The sequence below is a fragment of the Pantoea sp. OVA07A genome, from assembly GCF_019969975.1.
Lineage (GTDB): Bacteria > Pseudomonadota > Gammaproteobacteria > Enterobacterales > Enterobacteriaceae > Pantoea > Pantoea agglomerans.
Window position 1 is genome coordinate 273234 of sequence record NZ_JAHXYM010000004.1, and the last position, 15497, is coordinate 288730.

The window sequence follows — 15497 nt, forward strand, 5'->3', positions numbered from 1 at the left end:
TCTCATCCTCACATCGTGGCCCACAACGGCGGGACACCCGGCGGTGGTTTGGCGAGGATAGTACCTTATTCGCTGGTGTTAGTCACAGGGGAAGCGCGGGAGAGCAGGCGTCCCGCCGCGCGATTTCATGTGCCGGAGGCACGCCGGATTCAGACCGGCAAGTGTCTGACCTCTCTGTGGAAGTGGCTCAGGGCTTTGCGCCCATCCACTGGCGGGCAATGTCACGATATTCGCCGGTGGCTGTGCTGAGATGCAGCCACTGATCGACATAGAGCTTCCAGCTGATATCGTCGCGCGGAATCATGTAAGCCTTCTCGCCATACTGCAGCGGTTTGTCGGGATTGATCGCACAGAGCGTCGGGTAATGCTGCTGCTGAAAACGCGCTTCAGAGGCATCGGTGATCATCACATCCGCCTTGTTGTCCACCAGTTGCCGGAAGATGGTGACGTTATCGTGGAACAGCGTCAGTGAGGCCTTTGGCAGGTGGCTGTGCACAAAGGCTTCGTTGGTGCCGCCTGCCGGTTCAATCAGCCGCACGTCAGGCCGGTTGAGCTGTTCGATGGTCTGGAAGCGATCTTTATCGCTGCAGCGCACCAGTGGGATTTTGCCATCCACATCCAGAGGCCGGGCGAACCAGGCGGTCTGCTGGCGTTTCAGCGTGACGGAGACGCCGCCGACGGCGATATCACACTGCTTTGCCAGAAAATCGGGCATCAGGTTTTTCCAGCTGGTTGGCACCCACTCCACTTTCGCGCCGAGCGAGGTAGCCAGCGCGTTCGCCATGCTGATATCCAGCCCTTCATACTGACCATCGGGTCGCAGGTAGCTGTAAGGCTTGTAATCCCCGGTGGTGCAGACCTTAAGCGTTTTAGAACTGAGAATGGTATCGAGATGAGATTGTGCCTGGACAGCACCGGTGGCCAGCAGCAAAGAGAGGACAATTTTTTTCATTTTGCGTTTTTCTTTAATTGTTTTCACGGTGAGTTTGCCTGCCGATGGTGCCATAAACCGGCGCATTGTTGCTTCTACAGCAAAAGTGTTGTGATCAACCTCCCATTTTTCTGCGACAGCAGCGCGCGTAAGCTAAGCGCCATATTCAGGAAATGAGGCAAACAATTCATGAGCAAGATTTTAATTATCGATGGCGGCAAAACCTTTGCCCACTCTAAAGGCGAACTGAACCACACGCTGACCGACGTTGCGGCCAGCCAGTTGCGTGACATGGGGCATGAGGTGTCTGTGACCCTGGCTGACAGCGACTATGTGGTCGCCGATGAAGTGCAGAAATATGTCGATAGCGATGTGGTGATTTATCAGATGCCTGGCTGGTGGATGGGCGAGCCGTGGACTGTGAAGCGTTATATTGATGAAGTCTTTACCGAAGGCCACGGCTCGCTCTACGCCAGTGATGGCCGTACCCGTTCTGATGCGGCGAAGAAATATGGTTCCGGCGGTCTGCTGCAGGGCAAAAAATATATGCTGTCACTGACCTGGAACGCGCCGCTGCAGGCCTTTACCGACCCGGAGCAGTTCTTTGAAGGCGTCGGCGTCGACGGTCTTTATCTGCACTTCCACAAAGCCAACCAGTTCCTGGGCATGGAAGCGCTGCCGACCTTTATCTGCAACGATGTGATTAAAGCGCCGGACGTGCCACGCGATATTGCCGCTTATCGGACCCATCTTAGTCGCGTTTTTGCGTAAGATGGCTGGGGGACACCCCCTATTTTCCCACGAAAGAGGAATTCGCGAATGTTAACAGTCGTTGCTGAAATTTGTGTCAAACCCGGTCGCCGTCAGGCCGTGCTGGATGCGGTGAAAAAACTGATCCCGCTGGTTTTAGAAGAAGAAGGCTGCCATCAGTATGACGCGCTGCTGGACCATCAGGCGCAGGTGCCGTGGAAACAGAACTCGCCGGACTCCATTTTTATGCTGGAACAGTGGGAAACGCTGCGTCATCTGGAGCAGCATCAGCAGATGCCGCACATGGATGCGCATCGCGCCATCATTAAAGATGATGTGGTGGATGTGAAGATTCTGGTGCTGGAACCCAGTGCCTGATTCGTGCTGAAGGCTTAACCCCTTTTCGGTAAAAGGGGTCAGGCTGCTGACAACCTCAAACCTGAGTGCCTCTGGCAGCAATGAATTAGCTCAACGCGAAGGGAACACGGTCAGAAGAGGAAAGCGTCCCGCGCCAGGGATGGCGCGGGTAGAGCGACCAGGGACTGGCTTGAGCGTCTTTCCGATCTGACCGTGTTCCCTGTGCAAGCACAATCTCACAGCGAATCCGGCCAGACTTGCCAGCATCTCCAAACCCCTGCCCTATGACAGGGGTTTTTTATTATGCCAGGAGAGATCATAGCAGCTGACGCCGATCAATCTCGGTGCGGAGAAAATCCAGAAAGCAGCCGATGCGCGAAGAGAGCGTGGTGTTACGGTAATAGACCGCATGCACCGGCAACCGCAGCTCGCGGGTTTCAGCGGGGAGAACCGGCACCAGCCGGCCTGCCGCGCAATCTTCCCGGCTGACAAAGTCGGAGAGGCGTGCGATCCCCTGTCCTGCCAGCGCCAGCTGCCGGATGGTTTCGCCGCTGGAGGCAGAGATTGTGGGCTTAATGCGCATGAAATCGCCATCAGGCTGCCATATCGGCCAGACGTTGTGCGCCTCAAGATGGCTGAAGCCGATGATTTGATGCTGCGCGAGATCGGCCACGCTCTGCGGGGTGCCCGCTTTCGCCAGATAGGCCGGACTGGCCATCAGCCGGATCGCACTGCTGCCAAGCATCCGGGCGCGCAGCGTAGAGTCGCGCAGTTCGCCGATGCGAATGGCAATGTCCGTTTGCTGCTCCAGCAGATCGATCAGGATATCGTCGGTATTCAGTTCAAGCTGGATCAGGGGATAGCGGGCGCGGAAATCGTCCACCAGCGGCACAATCACATGCAGCATAAAAGGGGTGGCGGCGTTTACCCGCAGCCGTCCTGACGGCATCTCGCGCCGCAGGGCTATCTGCTCTTCGGCCTGCTCAACCGAGGCCAGGATCTGTCGCGCATGCTCCAGAAAAACCTGTCCCTCTTCGGTCAGCGCCAGCCGTCGGGTGGTGCGATGCAGCAGGGTGGTCTGCAGCTTACTCTCCAGCCGGGACAACGCCCGGCTGATGCCCGAACTGGTCTGCGCCAGCTGGGATGCCGCCGAGGTAATAGAACCGCTGTCCACCACCGCCACCCAGGCACGTAACTCTTCCAGGGTAATTTTCACAAGGATTACTGTCTCTGCTCTGAATCTGCCGGGTTCTCTGGGGATGTGCTGGCTGAAGCACAAAGAGAACAGGACGCTTTCGCGTCCTGTTTTTTTACACTTCGATATCGGCCTTGTCGCCTTTTTCCTGCAACCAGTTACGCCGGTCTTCGGAACGTTTCTTCGCCAGCAGCATATCCATCATGCGCAGCGTCTGGTCGATATCCTCTTCACTGATGGTCAGCTGTACCAGACGGCGGGTATTCGGATCCAGCGTCGTTTCACGCAGCTGCAAGGGGTTCATCTCACCCAGCCCTTTAAAGCGCTGAACGTTAGGTTTGCCCTTTTTGCGTTTCAGCTGCTCCAGCACGCCCTCTTTCTCATCTTCATCCAGCGCGTAGTAGACCTCTTTACCGAGATCGATACGGTAGAGCGGCGGCATGGCAACGTAGACGTGTCCGTTTCTGACCAGTGAACGGAAATGTTTCACGAACAGGGCACACAGCAGCGTGGCGATGTGCAGACCATCCGAGTCCGCATCCGCCAGAATGCAGATCTTGCCGTAGCGCAGCTGTGAAAGATCTTCGCTGTCGGGATCGATGCCGATCGCCACGGAAATATCATGCACTTCCTGCGACGCCAGCACCTCATCGGAAGAGACTTCCCAGGTGTTAAGGATCTTGCCCTTAAGCGGCATGATCGCCTGATATTCACGATCGCGCGCCTGCTTGGCCGAGCCGCCTGCCGAATCCCCTTCGACCAGGAACAGTTCTGTTTTATTCAGATCCTGCGCGGTGCAGTCCGCCAGTTTGCCCGGCAGAGCCGGACCGCTGGTGAGCTTTTTACGCACCACTTTTTTGGCTGCCCGCATACGTCGCTGGGCGCTGGAGATCGCCAGCTCAGCCAGCTGCTCTGCGATCTGGATATTCTGGTTCAGCCACAGGCTGAAGGCATCTTTTACCACGCCAGAGACAAAGGCTGCGCACTGGCGTGAAGAGAGGCGCTCTTTGGTCTGCCCGGCGAACTGCGGATCCTGCATCTTCACCGACAGTACATAGGCGCAGCGATCCCAGATATCTTCAGCGGAGAGCTTCACGCCACGCGGCAGAATATTGCGGTATTCGCAGAACTCGCGCATCGCATCCAGCAGCCCCTGACGCAGGCCGTTGACGTGAGTCCCGCCCTGCATGGTCGGGATCAGGTTAACGTAGCTTTCAGTTAACAGCTCGCCGCCTTCCGGCAGCCACAACAGCGCCCAGTCAACCGCTTCCACATCGCCAGCAAAGCTGCCGACAAACGGTTTTTCCGGCAGCGTCGGTAAGCCATTCACCGCTTCGCACAGGTAGTCAGTCAGGCCATCTTCGTAGCACCAGGTCTGTTCGGTATTGTTCAGCTTGTCTTTAAAGACAATCTCAACGCCAGGACAGAGCACCGCTTTGGCTTTCAGCAGATGTGATAACCGTGACACCGAAAAACGTGGGCTGTCGAAGAAGCTTTCATCGGGCCAGAAATGGACGCGCGTGCCGGTGTTGCGTTTAGCCACCGTGCCGGTAACCGTGAGATCCTGGACTTTGTCGCCATTCTCAAACGCCATGTCATAGATTTCGCCATTACGGCGCACCGTGACTTCGACGCGTTTTGACAGGGCGTTAACCACCGAGATGCCGACGCCGTGCAGGCCGCCCGAGAACTGATAGTTTTTATTGGAGAACTTGCCGCCCGCGTGCAGACGACACAGGATCAGCTCGACGGCAGGCACGCCCTCTTCCGGGTGAATATCCACCGGCATGCCGCGACCATCATCAATAACTTCCAGCGACTGGTCAGCGTGCAGAATCACTTCAACCCGCTTCGCGTGGCCGCCCAGCGCCTCATCGACGCTGTTATCAATCACTTCCTGACCCAAATGGTTGGGTCGCGTCGTATCGGTGTACATCCCCGGGCGACGGCGAACAGGCTCAAGGCCAGTCAGGACCTCAATGGCATCCGCGTTATAGTTAGATTGACTCATCGTAAATGTCTGATTAGAAGGGTGAAATGGGGTGCGATTTCCGCATTACTCAGGGATGATTCAGACCGAGAAAGTCCAGAATCTGCGGGAAATGGCGCTCGAATCCAGTAAATGCATGATTTCCGCCCTCTTCTACCGTGTGACGGCACGCGCTGTAATAGTCGAGCGCCTGACGGTAATCGAGAACTTCATCGCCGGTCTGTTGCAGCAGCCAGAGTAAATCGGGCGCTTCCAGCGGTTCAATCTGCATTACTTTCAGATCGTAAATGTGGCGTGACTCTAACACATATTGCTGGCCGGTGTAGGGATTCTGATTTTCGCCCAGGAAATCCGCCAGCAGCTCAAAAGGCCGCACCGCGGGATTGACGACCACAGCAGGCAGCATAAAGCATTGCGACAGCCAGGTGGCGTAATAACCGCCCAGCGACGAGCCTACCAGCCCCAGCGTTTCGCCACTGCGGCTCAGTACCAGATCTTCCAGCATTGCGGCGGCATCGGCCGGAAACGTCGGCAGCTGGGGCACGATCATTTCGATCTCCGGATGCTGCGCCTCTAACCATTGCCGGAACTGCGTCGCCTTAGCCGACTGCGGCGAGCTGTTAAAACCGTGCAGATAGAGTAATGCCGCCACGCGTCAGTATCCTTCTGAGTCTAAATCGGGACGAAAAGCGTCGGTGTCGAGCCGGTTAACCTCGGTCTCAAGGCCGCCATCCGGATACAGCGTGAACCAGCGCCAGCCTGGTGCCACGGTGTCGATCGTAAAGCTGGTGCAGTGCGGTTTGAACTGAACACAGGTTGAAGGGGTGGCCAGCACACGACGACCGTGCCACTCAAGATCCAGCTCCTGGTGAATATGACCACAGACCAGCGTCCGGGCTAACGGGTAATGCTGTAACACCGCATCAAGCTGATGTGAGTTGCGCAGGCTGTGCTGATCGAGCCAGGTACAGCCAGAGGCCAGCGGATGGTGGTGCAGCAGGACCAGTGTATGACGTTGCGGATAGCGGGCCAGCGCGTTATCGAGCCACTCCAGCTGATAATCGCTCAGCATCCCGTGCGGCACACCCGAGACCTGGCTGTCCAGCAACACAATTTGCCACTGCTCACCCACCAGCACCTGTTTGTGGGCATTGATATGAGCGGCTGCCAGCGTGTCGAACATCGCGGGCTGAAAATCATGATTACCGGGCAGCCAGACGCAGGGCCGCGGCAAACGTGAGATGCCCTCAGCAAAATGCTGATAGGCTTCGATAGAGTGATCCTGGGCGAGATCGCCGGTGGCGATAATCAGGTCGTAGTCGCGATGTTGCGCAATAATCGCATCCAGCACCGCTTTATAGCTCGACCAGGTGTTCACCCCAAGCAGCGATTCATGTTTTCCCGCGAACAGGTGGGTATCCGTGATTTGCAAAATCCTGATTTCGGAACCGTTCGCTGCAGGAAGAGTTAGCAGGCTATCCAAAGCGTTTCCTTCGTCTCCACGCCATTTACTGCATTATACGCATCAGCAGACCGGAACTGCCATCGCACCATGTGCCAGGCAGTAGCGCAGCCAGTCTGCGAGAAACTGGTTTATCTGATGTTTTTCATCGCGCTGATGCAATTTTTTATTAGGATAATCATAGCGCGCTTTGAAACGATAGATCTGTTGAGTTGAACACACTTCGGCGACCATCGCATCGTGATAGAGCCTTACCGACATCGAGGGCAGACTCCAGTAACTCACGGCAGGCGCGACCTGGCGGATCTCCACCAGCGTGGTGTAGCGTGTGGACTCCTGGATCGTCAGCTGATAACGGGCGCCACTCACCTGATAGATCACCGATTCTCCCGCCTCATCGTTACGCGGCAGCAGGCGGCGTAACTGGGCGAAATTGGTTTCGCAGAGCCGCATCATTTCGGGAAAGTCAGGGGTATAGCGCTGTTTCATTTTTGTATCCACTCTTCGCGTAGTTTCTCATGGTGCAACGCCAGCCATTGCAGGGCGATGACAGACGCCGCATTGTCAATTATCCCCTCTTCCACCCAGCGGTAAGCCTGTTCGCGGCTCACCACATGGACAAGAATATCCTCATTCTCTTCCTCCAGACCATGGCATCCTTCTGCCTGGCTGGCATCCACTTCCCCAATCAGCACCGACAGACGTTCGCTGGTGCCGCCAGGGCTGGCCAGATAGTTAAGCATGGGCTTAATCCGGCCGACCTCTAATCCTGCTTCTTCAACGGCTTCACGGCGCACGACCTGCTCAACAGATTCACCGGGCTCAATAATGCCGGCGACCATCTCCAGCAGCCAGGGCGAAACACTGCTGTCATAAGCCGGGATGCGGATCTGTTCAATCAGCACCACTTCATCGCGTAAGGGATCATAAGGTAGCAGCACGGCGGCATGTCCGCGCTCAAAAACTTCTCGCTGTACTTCCCCACTCATTTCGCCGTTAAACTGGCGGTGGCGGAAGCGATAACGTACGACGGAAAAAAAACCATCATAGACGGTTTCGCGTGCAATAATTTCTACATCGTTTTTTGTGAAAGTCACAGGGGATTTTTTTTCTTCCGGCATCATCGGGTTCCTTATGCAGATTGAGGTGGAGCGAAAAAAGCCTGTAACCGTGCTCCATGTAAGTGGTTCTTTCTGAATTATTTACGTAAATTAGGGGGAGAAGGCACGTTCAGCCAACTTATCTCACAGTTGCCCTCTGCTAGAATCGGCGATAATTTTTTGGCTTACCCGGCAGCGCACCCACTGCAATTTGCTGCAACAAAAGGAATGCAAATGAAAAAACTGCTCCCATTTTTTATTGGGCTGAGCCTGGGCGGTTTCAGCTTCGCCAGCCAGGCCGAAGACCTGCTTCAGGTTTATCAACAAGCACGTCTGAGCAACCCGGATCTGCGCAGCGCCGCTGCCGATCGCGATTCTGCCTTTGAGAAAATCAACGAAGCGCGTAGCCCATTATTACCCCAGCTCGGCCTGGGTGCAGACTACACCTATAACAACGGCTATCGCGACAGTAGCGGTCTCCATTCCAACACGACCAGCGGCTCGCTGCAATTAACCCAGACTATTTTCGACATGTCGAAATGGCGCGCACTGACCCTGCAGGAAAAAGCTGCCGGTATCCAGGATGTGACCTATCAGGTGGCGCAGCAGGATCTGATTCTGAACACCGCGACCGCCTACTTCAACGTGCTGAAAGCGATTGATACCCTTTCTTACACCGAAGCGCAGAAACAGTCGATCTATCGCGAACTGGATCAAACTACCCAGCGCTTTAACGTTGGTCTGGTTGCCATTACTGACGTACAGAACGCCCGTGCGCAATATGACAGCGTGCTGGCTAACGAAGTGACCGCGCGTAATAACCTCGATAACAACGTGGAAACGCTGCGTCAGATCACCGGCATGGACTACATGTCGCTGGCGTCGCTGAGCATTGATCGCTTCAGAACCGATAAGCCCGAACCGGTCAGCGCGCTGCTTAAGCAGGCGGAAAGCCGTAACCTGTCGCTGCTCTCTGCGCGTCTGAACCAGGATTTAGCCCGTGAGCAGATCCGCTCAGCTGAAGCTGGTCACATGCCGACGCTGGGTCTGACGGCCTCTACCGGCATGTCGAACAGCAAATATGGCGGCAGCCGTGCGAACCAGAGCCAGGGGTCTACTGACTCCATTACCGGTTCTAACCAGGTGGGTCTGAGCTTCTCACTGCCACTCTATAGCGGCGGCAGCGTCACCTCTCAGGTGAAACAGGCACAGTACAGCTTCGTCAGCGCCAGTGAATCACTGGAAAGCGCGCACCGCTCTGCGGTTCAGACAGTCCGCTCATCGTTTAACAACGTGAATGCTTCTATCAGCAGCATCAACGCTTATAAACAGGCCGTGGTCTCTGCGCAAAGCTCTCTGGATGCGTCAGAAGCGGGCTATCAGGTTGGTACGCGTACTATCGTTGATGTGCTGGATGCAACCACCGTGCTCTACAACGCTAAGCAGCAGCTCTCTGATGCGCGCTATAGCTATCTGATTAACCAGCTGAATATCAGCTATGCGCTGGGTACGCTCAATGAGCAGAGCCTGCAGAAACTGAACAGCCAGCTGGGTAAAGAGATCCCGACCTCACCGGAAACGGTAGCACCGGAAAATGCACAGCAGACCGCGCGCGTGGATAGCGGTCCGGCAGCAACCGGCTCTTCTGAGGCAGCGCGTCCTGCGGCTCGCCACAGCAGCGGTAATCCTTTCGGTAATTAATGAGCGGACGGGCTGCTTTGCGGCCCGTCTCTCTGTTGAACGTATAACTAAGTAAAGATCCCTGTTGTATCAGGCCTCCAGCTTCAATTTTACCCCCCCATCCCCTATTCTATGCGCTACCTTTGGGCACAGGATAATCATAATGAAACGCACAAAATCTATTCGCTATGCCGCTTTTCGCAAAAGCTGGCAGGCACGCCATTTAACGCCCGTTGCTATCGCCGTTTCGGCGGTATTTATGCTTGCTGGTTGTGAACAGAACGACGAAACGGTTTCGATGTACCAGAATGCCGATGACTGTTCAAAAGCCAATCCGGGCCAGAGTGCGCAATGTACTACCGCATTCAATGAAGCCAAAAAAGAGGCGGAACGCACCGCGCCAAAATATGCCACGCGTGAAGATTGTGTCGCTGAATTTGGTGAAAACCAGTGTCAGCAGACGCCGGCTCAGGCGGGCGTGGGCACCACTAATGCGGAATCGCAGCAGAGTGGCGGCAGCTTCTGGATGCCACTGATGGCAGGTTACATGATGGGTCGCATGATGGGCGGTGGTTCGGGCTTTGCACAGCAACCGCTCTTCTCACCGAAAAATGCCCGCAGCCCGGCCAATGGTCAGTTTGTTGATGCATCAGGCCGTAATTATGGTGCAGCAACATCCGGCAAAAGCATGACCGTGCCGAAAACGGCGCTGGCACCAAAACCGGCTACCACCTCCACCATTACCCGTGGTGGCTTTGGTGAAACCGTCGCGAAGCAGAACAGCATGCAGCGTAGCAGCGCCAGCGGCACTTCCAGCCGCTCAATGGGAGGCTAACGCCCCGATGGAACGCATTGCCATTTCAGAGCGCCCAGGCTGGCGCGAAAAAGCCACCGAGTTCGGTTTTCGTTTTCACACCATGCATGGTGAACCCTACTGGTGTGAAGATGCTTATTACCAGTTCACGCTGGCGCAAATCGAGCATCTGGAAGAGGTGACCGCTGAATTACATCAAATGTGCCTGCAGGTGGTGGAAAAAGTGGTTAACAGCGAAGCGTTGCTGGCTAAATTCCGCATCCCCAAACACACCTGGGACTTTGTGCGCGATTCATGGCATCAGCGTCAGCCTTCGCTTTACTCTCGTCTGGATCTCGCCTGGGATGGCAAAGGCGATGTAAAGCTGCTGGAGAACAATGCCGATACGCCGACCTCGCTGTATGAAGCGGCATTTTTCCAGTGGCTGTGGCTGGAGGACCAGCTTAACGCCGGTCAGCTCCCCGCAGGCAGCGATCAGTTTAATAGCCTGCAGGAAAAGCTGATTGAACGCTTCGCCGCGTTACATCAGCAGCACGGCTTCAACTGGCTGCACTTCGCCTGCTGCCGTGACACCGACGAAGATCGCGGCACCGTGCAATATCTTCAGGATTGCGCCACCGAAGCGGGACTGCCAAGTGAGTTTCTCTACATGGATGAAATTGGACTGGGCGAGAAAGGGGAATTTACCGACGCCCAGGATCAGGTGATTAGCAACCTGTTCAAGCTCTATCCGTGGGAATTCATGCTGCGTGAGATGTTCTCCACCAAGCTGGGCGATGCTGGCGTGCGCTGGCTGGAACCGGCCTGGAAAAGCATTATCTCGAATAAAGCCTTGCTGCCGTTGCTGTGGGAGATGTTCCCGAATCACCCTAACCTGCTGCCCGCCTGGTTCGCGGAAGATGACGTGCCGCACATGGACAAATATGTGGTGAAGCCGCTATTTTCACGTGAAGGTGCCAACATCCGCATCGTGGAAAATGGTCAGGAGATCGCCCGCGTCGATGGACCCTATGGCGAAGAGGGAATGATCGTCCAGCAGTTCCATCCGCTGCCTAAGTTTGGCGACAGCTATACGCTGATCGGCAGCTGGCTGATTGACGATCAACCGGCCGGTATCGGCCTGCGGGAAGATCGCGACCTGATCACGCAGGATCTTTCCCGTTTCTATCCGCACGCTTTTATCGGTTAATGCACCGCGATAATAACAGGCCAGCTTCTGGCCTGTTTTCTTCTGACTTCCCTAACCTACCTGAACCGACAACATGCTGATCGCACCCATCTCCATGCCATCAACCGGAATGCTGATGGCGTCATCCGGCTGACGTGCGCCAAGTACATAGAGCAGCGGCAGATAGTGCTCAGGTGTCGGATTAGAAAGCGCCGCACCAGGATGATCCATAAAGTTAACCAGCGGATGAGAAGCAGCATCGCTCTGCACCGCCAGGTTATCGCGGACAAACTGTTCAAAACTGCTGGCCCATGGATAAACTTCGCTGTTGCCATCCCAGCGCACTTTACGCAGGTTATGTACCACGTTGCCGCTGGCGACAATCATCACACCCTGATCGCGCAGTGCAGCCAGTTTCTGACCCATCTCAAAGTGCCATGCCGCAGGTTTGGTGCCATCAATGCTTAGCTGGACCACCGGAATATCGGCCTCCGGATACATCTTGATCAGCACACCCCAGGAACCATGATCCAGTCCCCACTCGTGATCCAGCGTCACCGCAACGGGCGCTAACTGCTCCACCAGCTGCTGCGCCAGTTCAGGCGATCCCGGTGCCGGATAGCGCGTATCAAACAGCGCCTGCGGAAAGCCCCCAAAATCATGAATGGTCTCAGGCTGTGCCATTGCCGTCACGGCGGTGCCGCGCGTATACCAGTGCGCCGAAACCGCAATAATCGCGCGTGGACGTGGCAGAGTATCGCCCAGGTGACGCCACGCGGCGGTATAGCGATTCTCTTCAAGGGCATTCATCGGGCTGCCGTGACCCAAAAACAGCGCTGGCATTCGTAACTGGCTCATTCGTGATCCCCGGGATCGAGTATTTGATAGCCATTACGATACGCGCATCCGCTGCTTTATCACGCGGATAACCATGATGGTGATCATCAGGAAATTTGAATGAAATTTAACGTGGCAGGTTTAACAGGGTTATCGGCATGAAGGAGAGAGGAGAAGTCAGCGGTCAGGCCGCACCATTCCGGGTGTCAGGACGATAAACAGGCCCGGGAGGGGCCTGTTTATCGCAGCAGCCAGATTAGCTGGCGTGGCGTGTTTCGTGCGCGCGACGCCAGGCGATCAGATCTTCAATGGTCACCACCGGCATGTTGTGCTGACCGGCGAACGCAATCGCTTCTGGCGCATGAGCCATGGTGCCATCGTCGTTGGTCAGTTCGCACAGCACACCTGCGGGCTTAAAGCCGGCCAGGGTGACTAAATCAATAGTCGCTTCGGTATGCCCGCCACGGGTTAATACGCCGCCTTCGCTGGCACGCAGCGGGAAGACATGACCAGGGCGATGCAGATCGGTGGGTTTGGCATTGTCGGCAATGGCGGCGCGGATGGTGGTGATACGATCCTGCGCGGAGACGCCCGTGGTGACGCCTTCTGCGGCCTCAATGGTCACGGTGAAGCCAGTGCCGAAAGAGCTGGTGTTGTTTTCCACCATCATTGGCAGATCGAGCTGCTGGCGACGCGCTTCGGTCAGGCAAAGGCAGACGATGCCGCTGCCGTGACGGATAGTCAGTGCCATCTGTTCAACGGTCATGGTTTCTGCGGCGAAGATCATGTCGCCTTCGTTTTCGCGATTTTCATCGTCGAGTACCATCACACCGCGTCCCTCACGCAGGGCGGCGATAGCACGTTCTACACGCTGTTCAGGCGTGCCAAATTCAGAAAGTAGCGTCTGATTCATGGTAATAAAAACCTTAAAATGTATGGGTTACCAGAATCAGGGCGTGCTTAGGAGTGACGTCAAAAAGACGTGGCAATAACGTGAAGCAGACACAATTGTCCGACAGATGTCGTTACCCTCTCCCATCCGGACTGTAACCGTCGGCCCCGGAATTACACCGGATCTGCTGACCTTTACCTCTCTTTTCATCAAGATAAAGCGCTCGCGGGCTTTCAGCCGAAGCTGATTTACCGCCGGTGGGGAATTGCGCCCCGCCCTGAGAATAAGCACTTTAACTATAACGCCGATCGTTTGAGGCGGCAATCATCAATAGCGCAATTGCTTTTGCATTTCCTGCGTTACCGATTTGAGGTTTATCCTTTTCATTTCTGGCATTACACTTAACACTTATTACGTTGGTAAACACGCTGACACAGCTCCCCGTAACCAGGAAATCATCATGATCGACACGAAAAAAATTGAACAACTTGCCCGTCAGGTTCACGAAGCGATGCCTAAAGGTGTTCGTGAGTTTGGTGATGATGTCGAAAAGAAAATTCGTCAGGTTCTTCAGGCGCAGCTGACCCGGATGGATCTGGTCAACCGTGAGGAGTTTGATGTGCAGACGCAGGTATTACTGCGTACACGTGAGAAGCTGGCGGCGCTGGAGCAGCGTCTGGCGCAGCTGGAAAGTCAGGGTTCATCAGCCGGTACGCCGCCGACGGCAACCGCACCAGTAACACCTGCTGCGGCGACCACACCATCAGCCGCCGTAGCGACCTCACCTGCAGCCTCGCCGTCACCGGTTGCGGACGTGGTGAAGCCTGTTGCGGACAACAAGCCAGAATAAGCCTTTAAGCGGGAGCGCGGCTCCCGCTTACGCCGCGCTTTAGCTGCCGCGGATGGTTTTGATAATGTTGGTAGTGGAGATACCATCTTCGAAGTTCAGCACCTGAACGTCGCCGCCATTTGCCCACACTTCTTTGCTGCCCGCGATATCTTCCGGCTTGTAATCTCCCCCTTTGACCAGCAGGTCAGGGAGAATGCCCGCAATCAGCCGCTGCGGCGTATCCTCTTCAAATACCACCACCCAGTCGACCGCTTCCAGCGCGCCCAGCACGATCATCCGGTTTTCCTGTGGGTTCACCGGACGGCTTTCGCCTTTCAGACGTTTAGTCGATGCATCGCTGTTCACCGCGACAATCAGTCGATCGCCGAGCTTGCGGGCATTTGCCAGGTAGGAGACATGACCGGCATGCAGAATGTCGAACACGCCGTTGGTCATCACCACTTTTTCGCCTCGGCGGCGGGCCATCTCAACGGCGGCTTTTAACTGCGCTTCGGTCATGATGCCGAAACCCTGTTCCGGGCGGGCATGAATCGCATTTTCCAGCTCAACGGTGCTGACGGTGGACGTACCCAGTTTACCCACCACCACACCCGCAGCCGCGTTGGCCAGGAAACAGGCTTCTTCCAGCGAATCACCGGCCGCTAATGCCGCCGCCAGCACGCCAATCACCGTATCGCCCGCACCGGTCACGTCATAGACTTCCTGTGCCTGGGTGGGCAGATGCAGAGGCGCTTTGCCCGGCTGCAGCAGCGTCATGCCATTTTCTGAACGGGTCACCAGCAGCGCGGAGAGGTCAAAATCGGCGATCAGCTGGGTGCCGCGCGCCACAATTTCCTCTTCGTTTTTGCATTTACCGACCACGGCTTCAAACTCAGAGAGGTTCGGCGTCAGCAGCGTCGCGCCACGGTAGCGCGCAAAATCGGTACCTTTCGGATCAATTAATACCGGTACGCCCGCTTCGCGCGCCAGAGTAATCATGGTCTGCACGCTGGAGAGCGCGCCTTTGGCATAATCGGACAGCACCAGCGCACCCGCGGCGGCCAGTGACTCACGCATTTTCTGGTGAATCGGCTCCGGATCGACCTGATCAAAGCCCTCTTCAAAATCGAGGCGGATCAGCTGCTGATTACGGGAAAGCACGCGCAGTTTGGTAATGGTGGGATGGCTTTTGACCGCCACGAAGTCACAATGCACGTTGACGTCTTTCAGCGTGTTACTCAACACTCGCGCCGCATCATCTTCGCCAGTCAGGCCAATCAGGCGCGACGCGGCACCGAGTGCTGCAATGTTCATCGCCACGTTTGCCGCGCCGCCAGGGCGCTCTTCAACCGTGTCCACTTTCACCACCGGAACCGGCGCTTCAGGGGAGATACGGCTGGTTGGGCCATACCAGTAACGATCCAACATTACATCGCCAACAACCAGCACTGAGGCTTGGCCGAACGCGGGCAGAGTCACTTTCATTCCAGAC

The 15497-nt window shown here is 56.0% G+C and carries 16 protein-coding genes and 1 riboswitch; of the genes, 6 read left to right on the forward strand and 10 right to left on the reverse strand.

All coding sequences use genetic code 11. The features are described from left to right. Positions 1 to 187 precede the first annotated feature (187 nt). Complete coding sequence (locus LC417_RS15005) at positions 188 to 1006, reverse strand: transporter substrate-binding domain-containing protein (protein ID WP_374197799.1); 819 nt, start codon at positions 1004 to 1006, stop codon at positions 188 to 190. A gap of 114 nt (positions 1007 to 1120) precedes the next feature. Between LC417_RS15005 and LC417_RS15010 the strand changes: the two genes are divergently transcribed. Then, positions 1121 to 1702 carry an NAD(P)H-dependent oxidoreductase gene (locus LC417_RS15010; RefSeq protein ID WP_010249028.1) on the forward strand — a complete coding sequence of 194 codons (582 nt, stop codon included), beginning with the start codon at positions 1121 to 1123 and terminating at the stop codon, positions 1700 to 1702. 48 nt (positions 1703 to 1750) lie between these two features. Continuing rightward, positions 1751 to 2059 (forward strand): putative quinol monooxygenase, encoded by a 309-nt coding sequence (locus tag LC417_RS15015; RefSeq protein WP_010249029.1) that lies wholly within the window; start codon positions 1751 to 1753, stop codon positions 2057 to 2059. Positions 2060 to 2354: 295 nt separating this feature from the next. On the opposite strand, the gene LC417_RS15020 is transcribed toward LC417_RS15015, so the two are convergent. From LC417_RS15020 to nudF, 6 genes are all read right to left on the reverse strand, one after another. After that, the gene (locus tag LC417_RS15020; RefSeq protein ID WP_033758830.1) at positions 2355 to 3254 is read right to left on the reverse strand and encodes a LysR substrate-binding domain-containing protein; all 900 of its coding nucleotides are present in this window, start codon (positions 3252 to 3254) and stop codon (positions 2355 to 2357) included. 94 nt (positions 3255 to 3348) lie between these two features. After that, positions 3349 to 5244 carry a DNA topoisomerase IV subunit B gene (parE, locus tag LC417_RS15025; protein WP_010249031.1) on the reverse strand — a complete coding sequence of 632 codons (1896 nt, stop codon included), beginning with the start codon at positions 5242 to 5244 and terminating at the stop codon, positions 3349 to 3351. A 49-nt stretch (positions 5245 to 5293) separates the two neighbouring features. Continuing rightward, positions 5294 to 5875 carry an esterase YqiA gene (yqiA, locus tag LC417_RS15030; RefSeq protein ID WP_010249032.1) on the reverse strand — a complete coding sequence of 194 codons (582 nt, stop codon included), beginning with the start codon at positions 5873 to 5875 and terminating at the stop codon, positions 5294 to 5296. Between the two features lie 3 nt (positions 5876 to 5878). Beyond that, on the reverse strand, positions 5879 to 6706 hold the full coding sequence (cpdA, locus tag LC417_RS15035; protein WP_022623882.1) for a 3',5'-cyclic-AMP phosphodiesterase: 828 nt from the start codon (positions 6704 to 6706) through the stop codon (positions 5879 to 5881). A gap of 42 nt (positions 6707 to 6748) precedes the next feature. After that, the gene (locus tag LC417_RS15040) at positions 6749 to 7174 is read right to left on the reverse strand and encodes a DUF1249 family protein (RefSeq protein ID WP_008925735.1); all 426 of its coding nucleotides are present in this window, start codon (positions 7172 to 7174) and stop codon (positions 6749 to 6751) included. Next, positions 7171 to 7806 carry an ADP-ribose diphosphatase gene (gene nudF / locus LC417_RS15045; protein WP_033758832.1) on the reverse strand — a complete coding sequence of 212 codons (636 nt, stop codon included), beginning with the start codon at positions 7804 to 7806 and terminating at the stop codon, positions 7171 to 7173. The genes LC417_RS15040 and nudF overlap by 4 nt, the downstream gene beginning before the upstream one ends. Before the next feature lie 213 nt (positions 7807 to 8019). On the opposite strand from nudF, the gene tolC reads away from it, so the two are divergent. From tolC to LC417_RS15060, 3 genes are all read left to right on the forward strand, one after another. Continuing rightward, on the forward strand, positions 8020 to 9486 hold the full coding sequence (gene tolC / locus LC417_RS15050; RefSeq protein WP_010249035.1) for an outer membrane channel protein TolC: 1467 nt from the start codon (positions 8020 to 8022) through the stop codon (positions 9484 to 9486). Positions 9487 to 9628: 142 nt separating this feature from the next. Continuing rightward, the gene (locus LC417_RS15055; protein ID WP_010249037.1) at positions 9629 to 10300 is read left to right on the forward strand and encodes a DUF1190 family protein; all 672 of its coding nucleotides are present in this window, start codon (positions 9629 to 9631) and stop codon (positions 10298 to 10300) included. A gap of 7 nt (positions 10301 to 10307) precedes the next feature. Beyond that, entirely contained in the window at positions 10308 to 11468 is a 1161-nt protein-coding gene (locus LC417_RS15060; RefSeq protein ID WP_022623884.1) for a glutathionylspermidine synthase family protein, read from the forward strand. Between the two features lie 51 nt (positions 11469 to 11519). Here LC417_RS15060 and ygiD read toward each other — a convergent pair whose 3' ends face one another. After that, positions 11520 to 12305, reverse strand: coding sequence for a 4,5-DOPA dioxygenase extradiol (ygiD, locus tag LC417_RS15065; RefSeq protein ID WP_010249041.1), 786 nt, complete (start codon positions 12303 to 12305; stop codon positions 11520 to 11522). A 235-nt stretch (positions 12306 to 12540) separates the two neighbouring features. Continuing rightward, positions 12541 to 13197, reverse strand: coding sequence for a 3,4-dihydroxy-2-butanone-4-phosphate synthase (ribB, locus tag LC417_RS15070; RefSeq protein ID WP_033785600.1), 657 nt, complete (start codon positions 13195 to 13197; stop codon positions 12541 to 12543). A gap of 110 nt (positions 13198 to 13307) precedes the next feature. Further along, positions 13308 to 13465: riboswitch (FMN riboswitch) on the reverse strand. Positions 13466 to 13636: 171 nt separating this feature from the next. Here ribB and LC417_RS15075 point away from each other — a divergent pair. Further along, positions 13637 to 14026, forward strand: coding sequence for an accessory factor UbiK family protein (locus tag LC417_RS15075; protein ID WP_010249045.1), 390 nt, complete (start codon positions 13637 to 13639; stop codon positions 14024 to 14026). Between the two features lie 39 nt (positions 14027 to 14065). On the opposite strand, the gene hldE is transcribed toward LC417_RS15075, so the two are convergent. Beyond that, positions 14066 to 15490, reverse strand: a complete 1425-nt coding sequence (gene hldE / locus LC417_RS15080) for a bifunctional D-glycero-beta-D-manno-heptose-7-phosphate kinase/D-glycero-beta-D-manno-heptose 1-phosphate adenylyltransferase HldE (RefSeq protein WP_031590883.1) — start codon at positions 15488 to 15490, stop codon at positions 14066 to 14068. Positions 15491 to 15497: the final 7 nt, after the last annotated feature.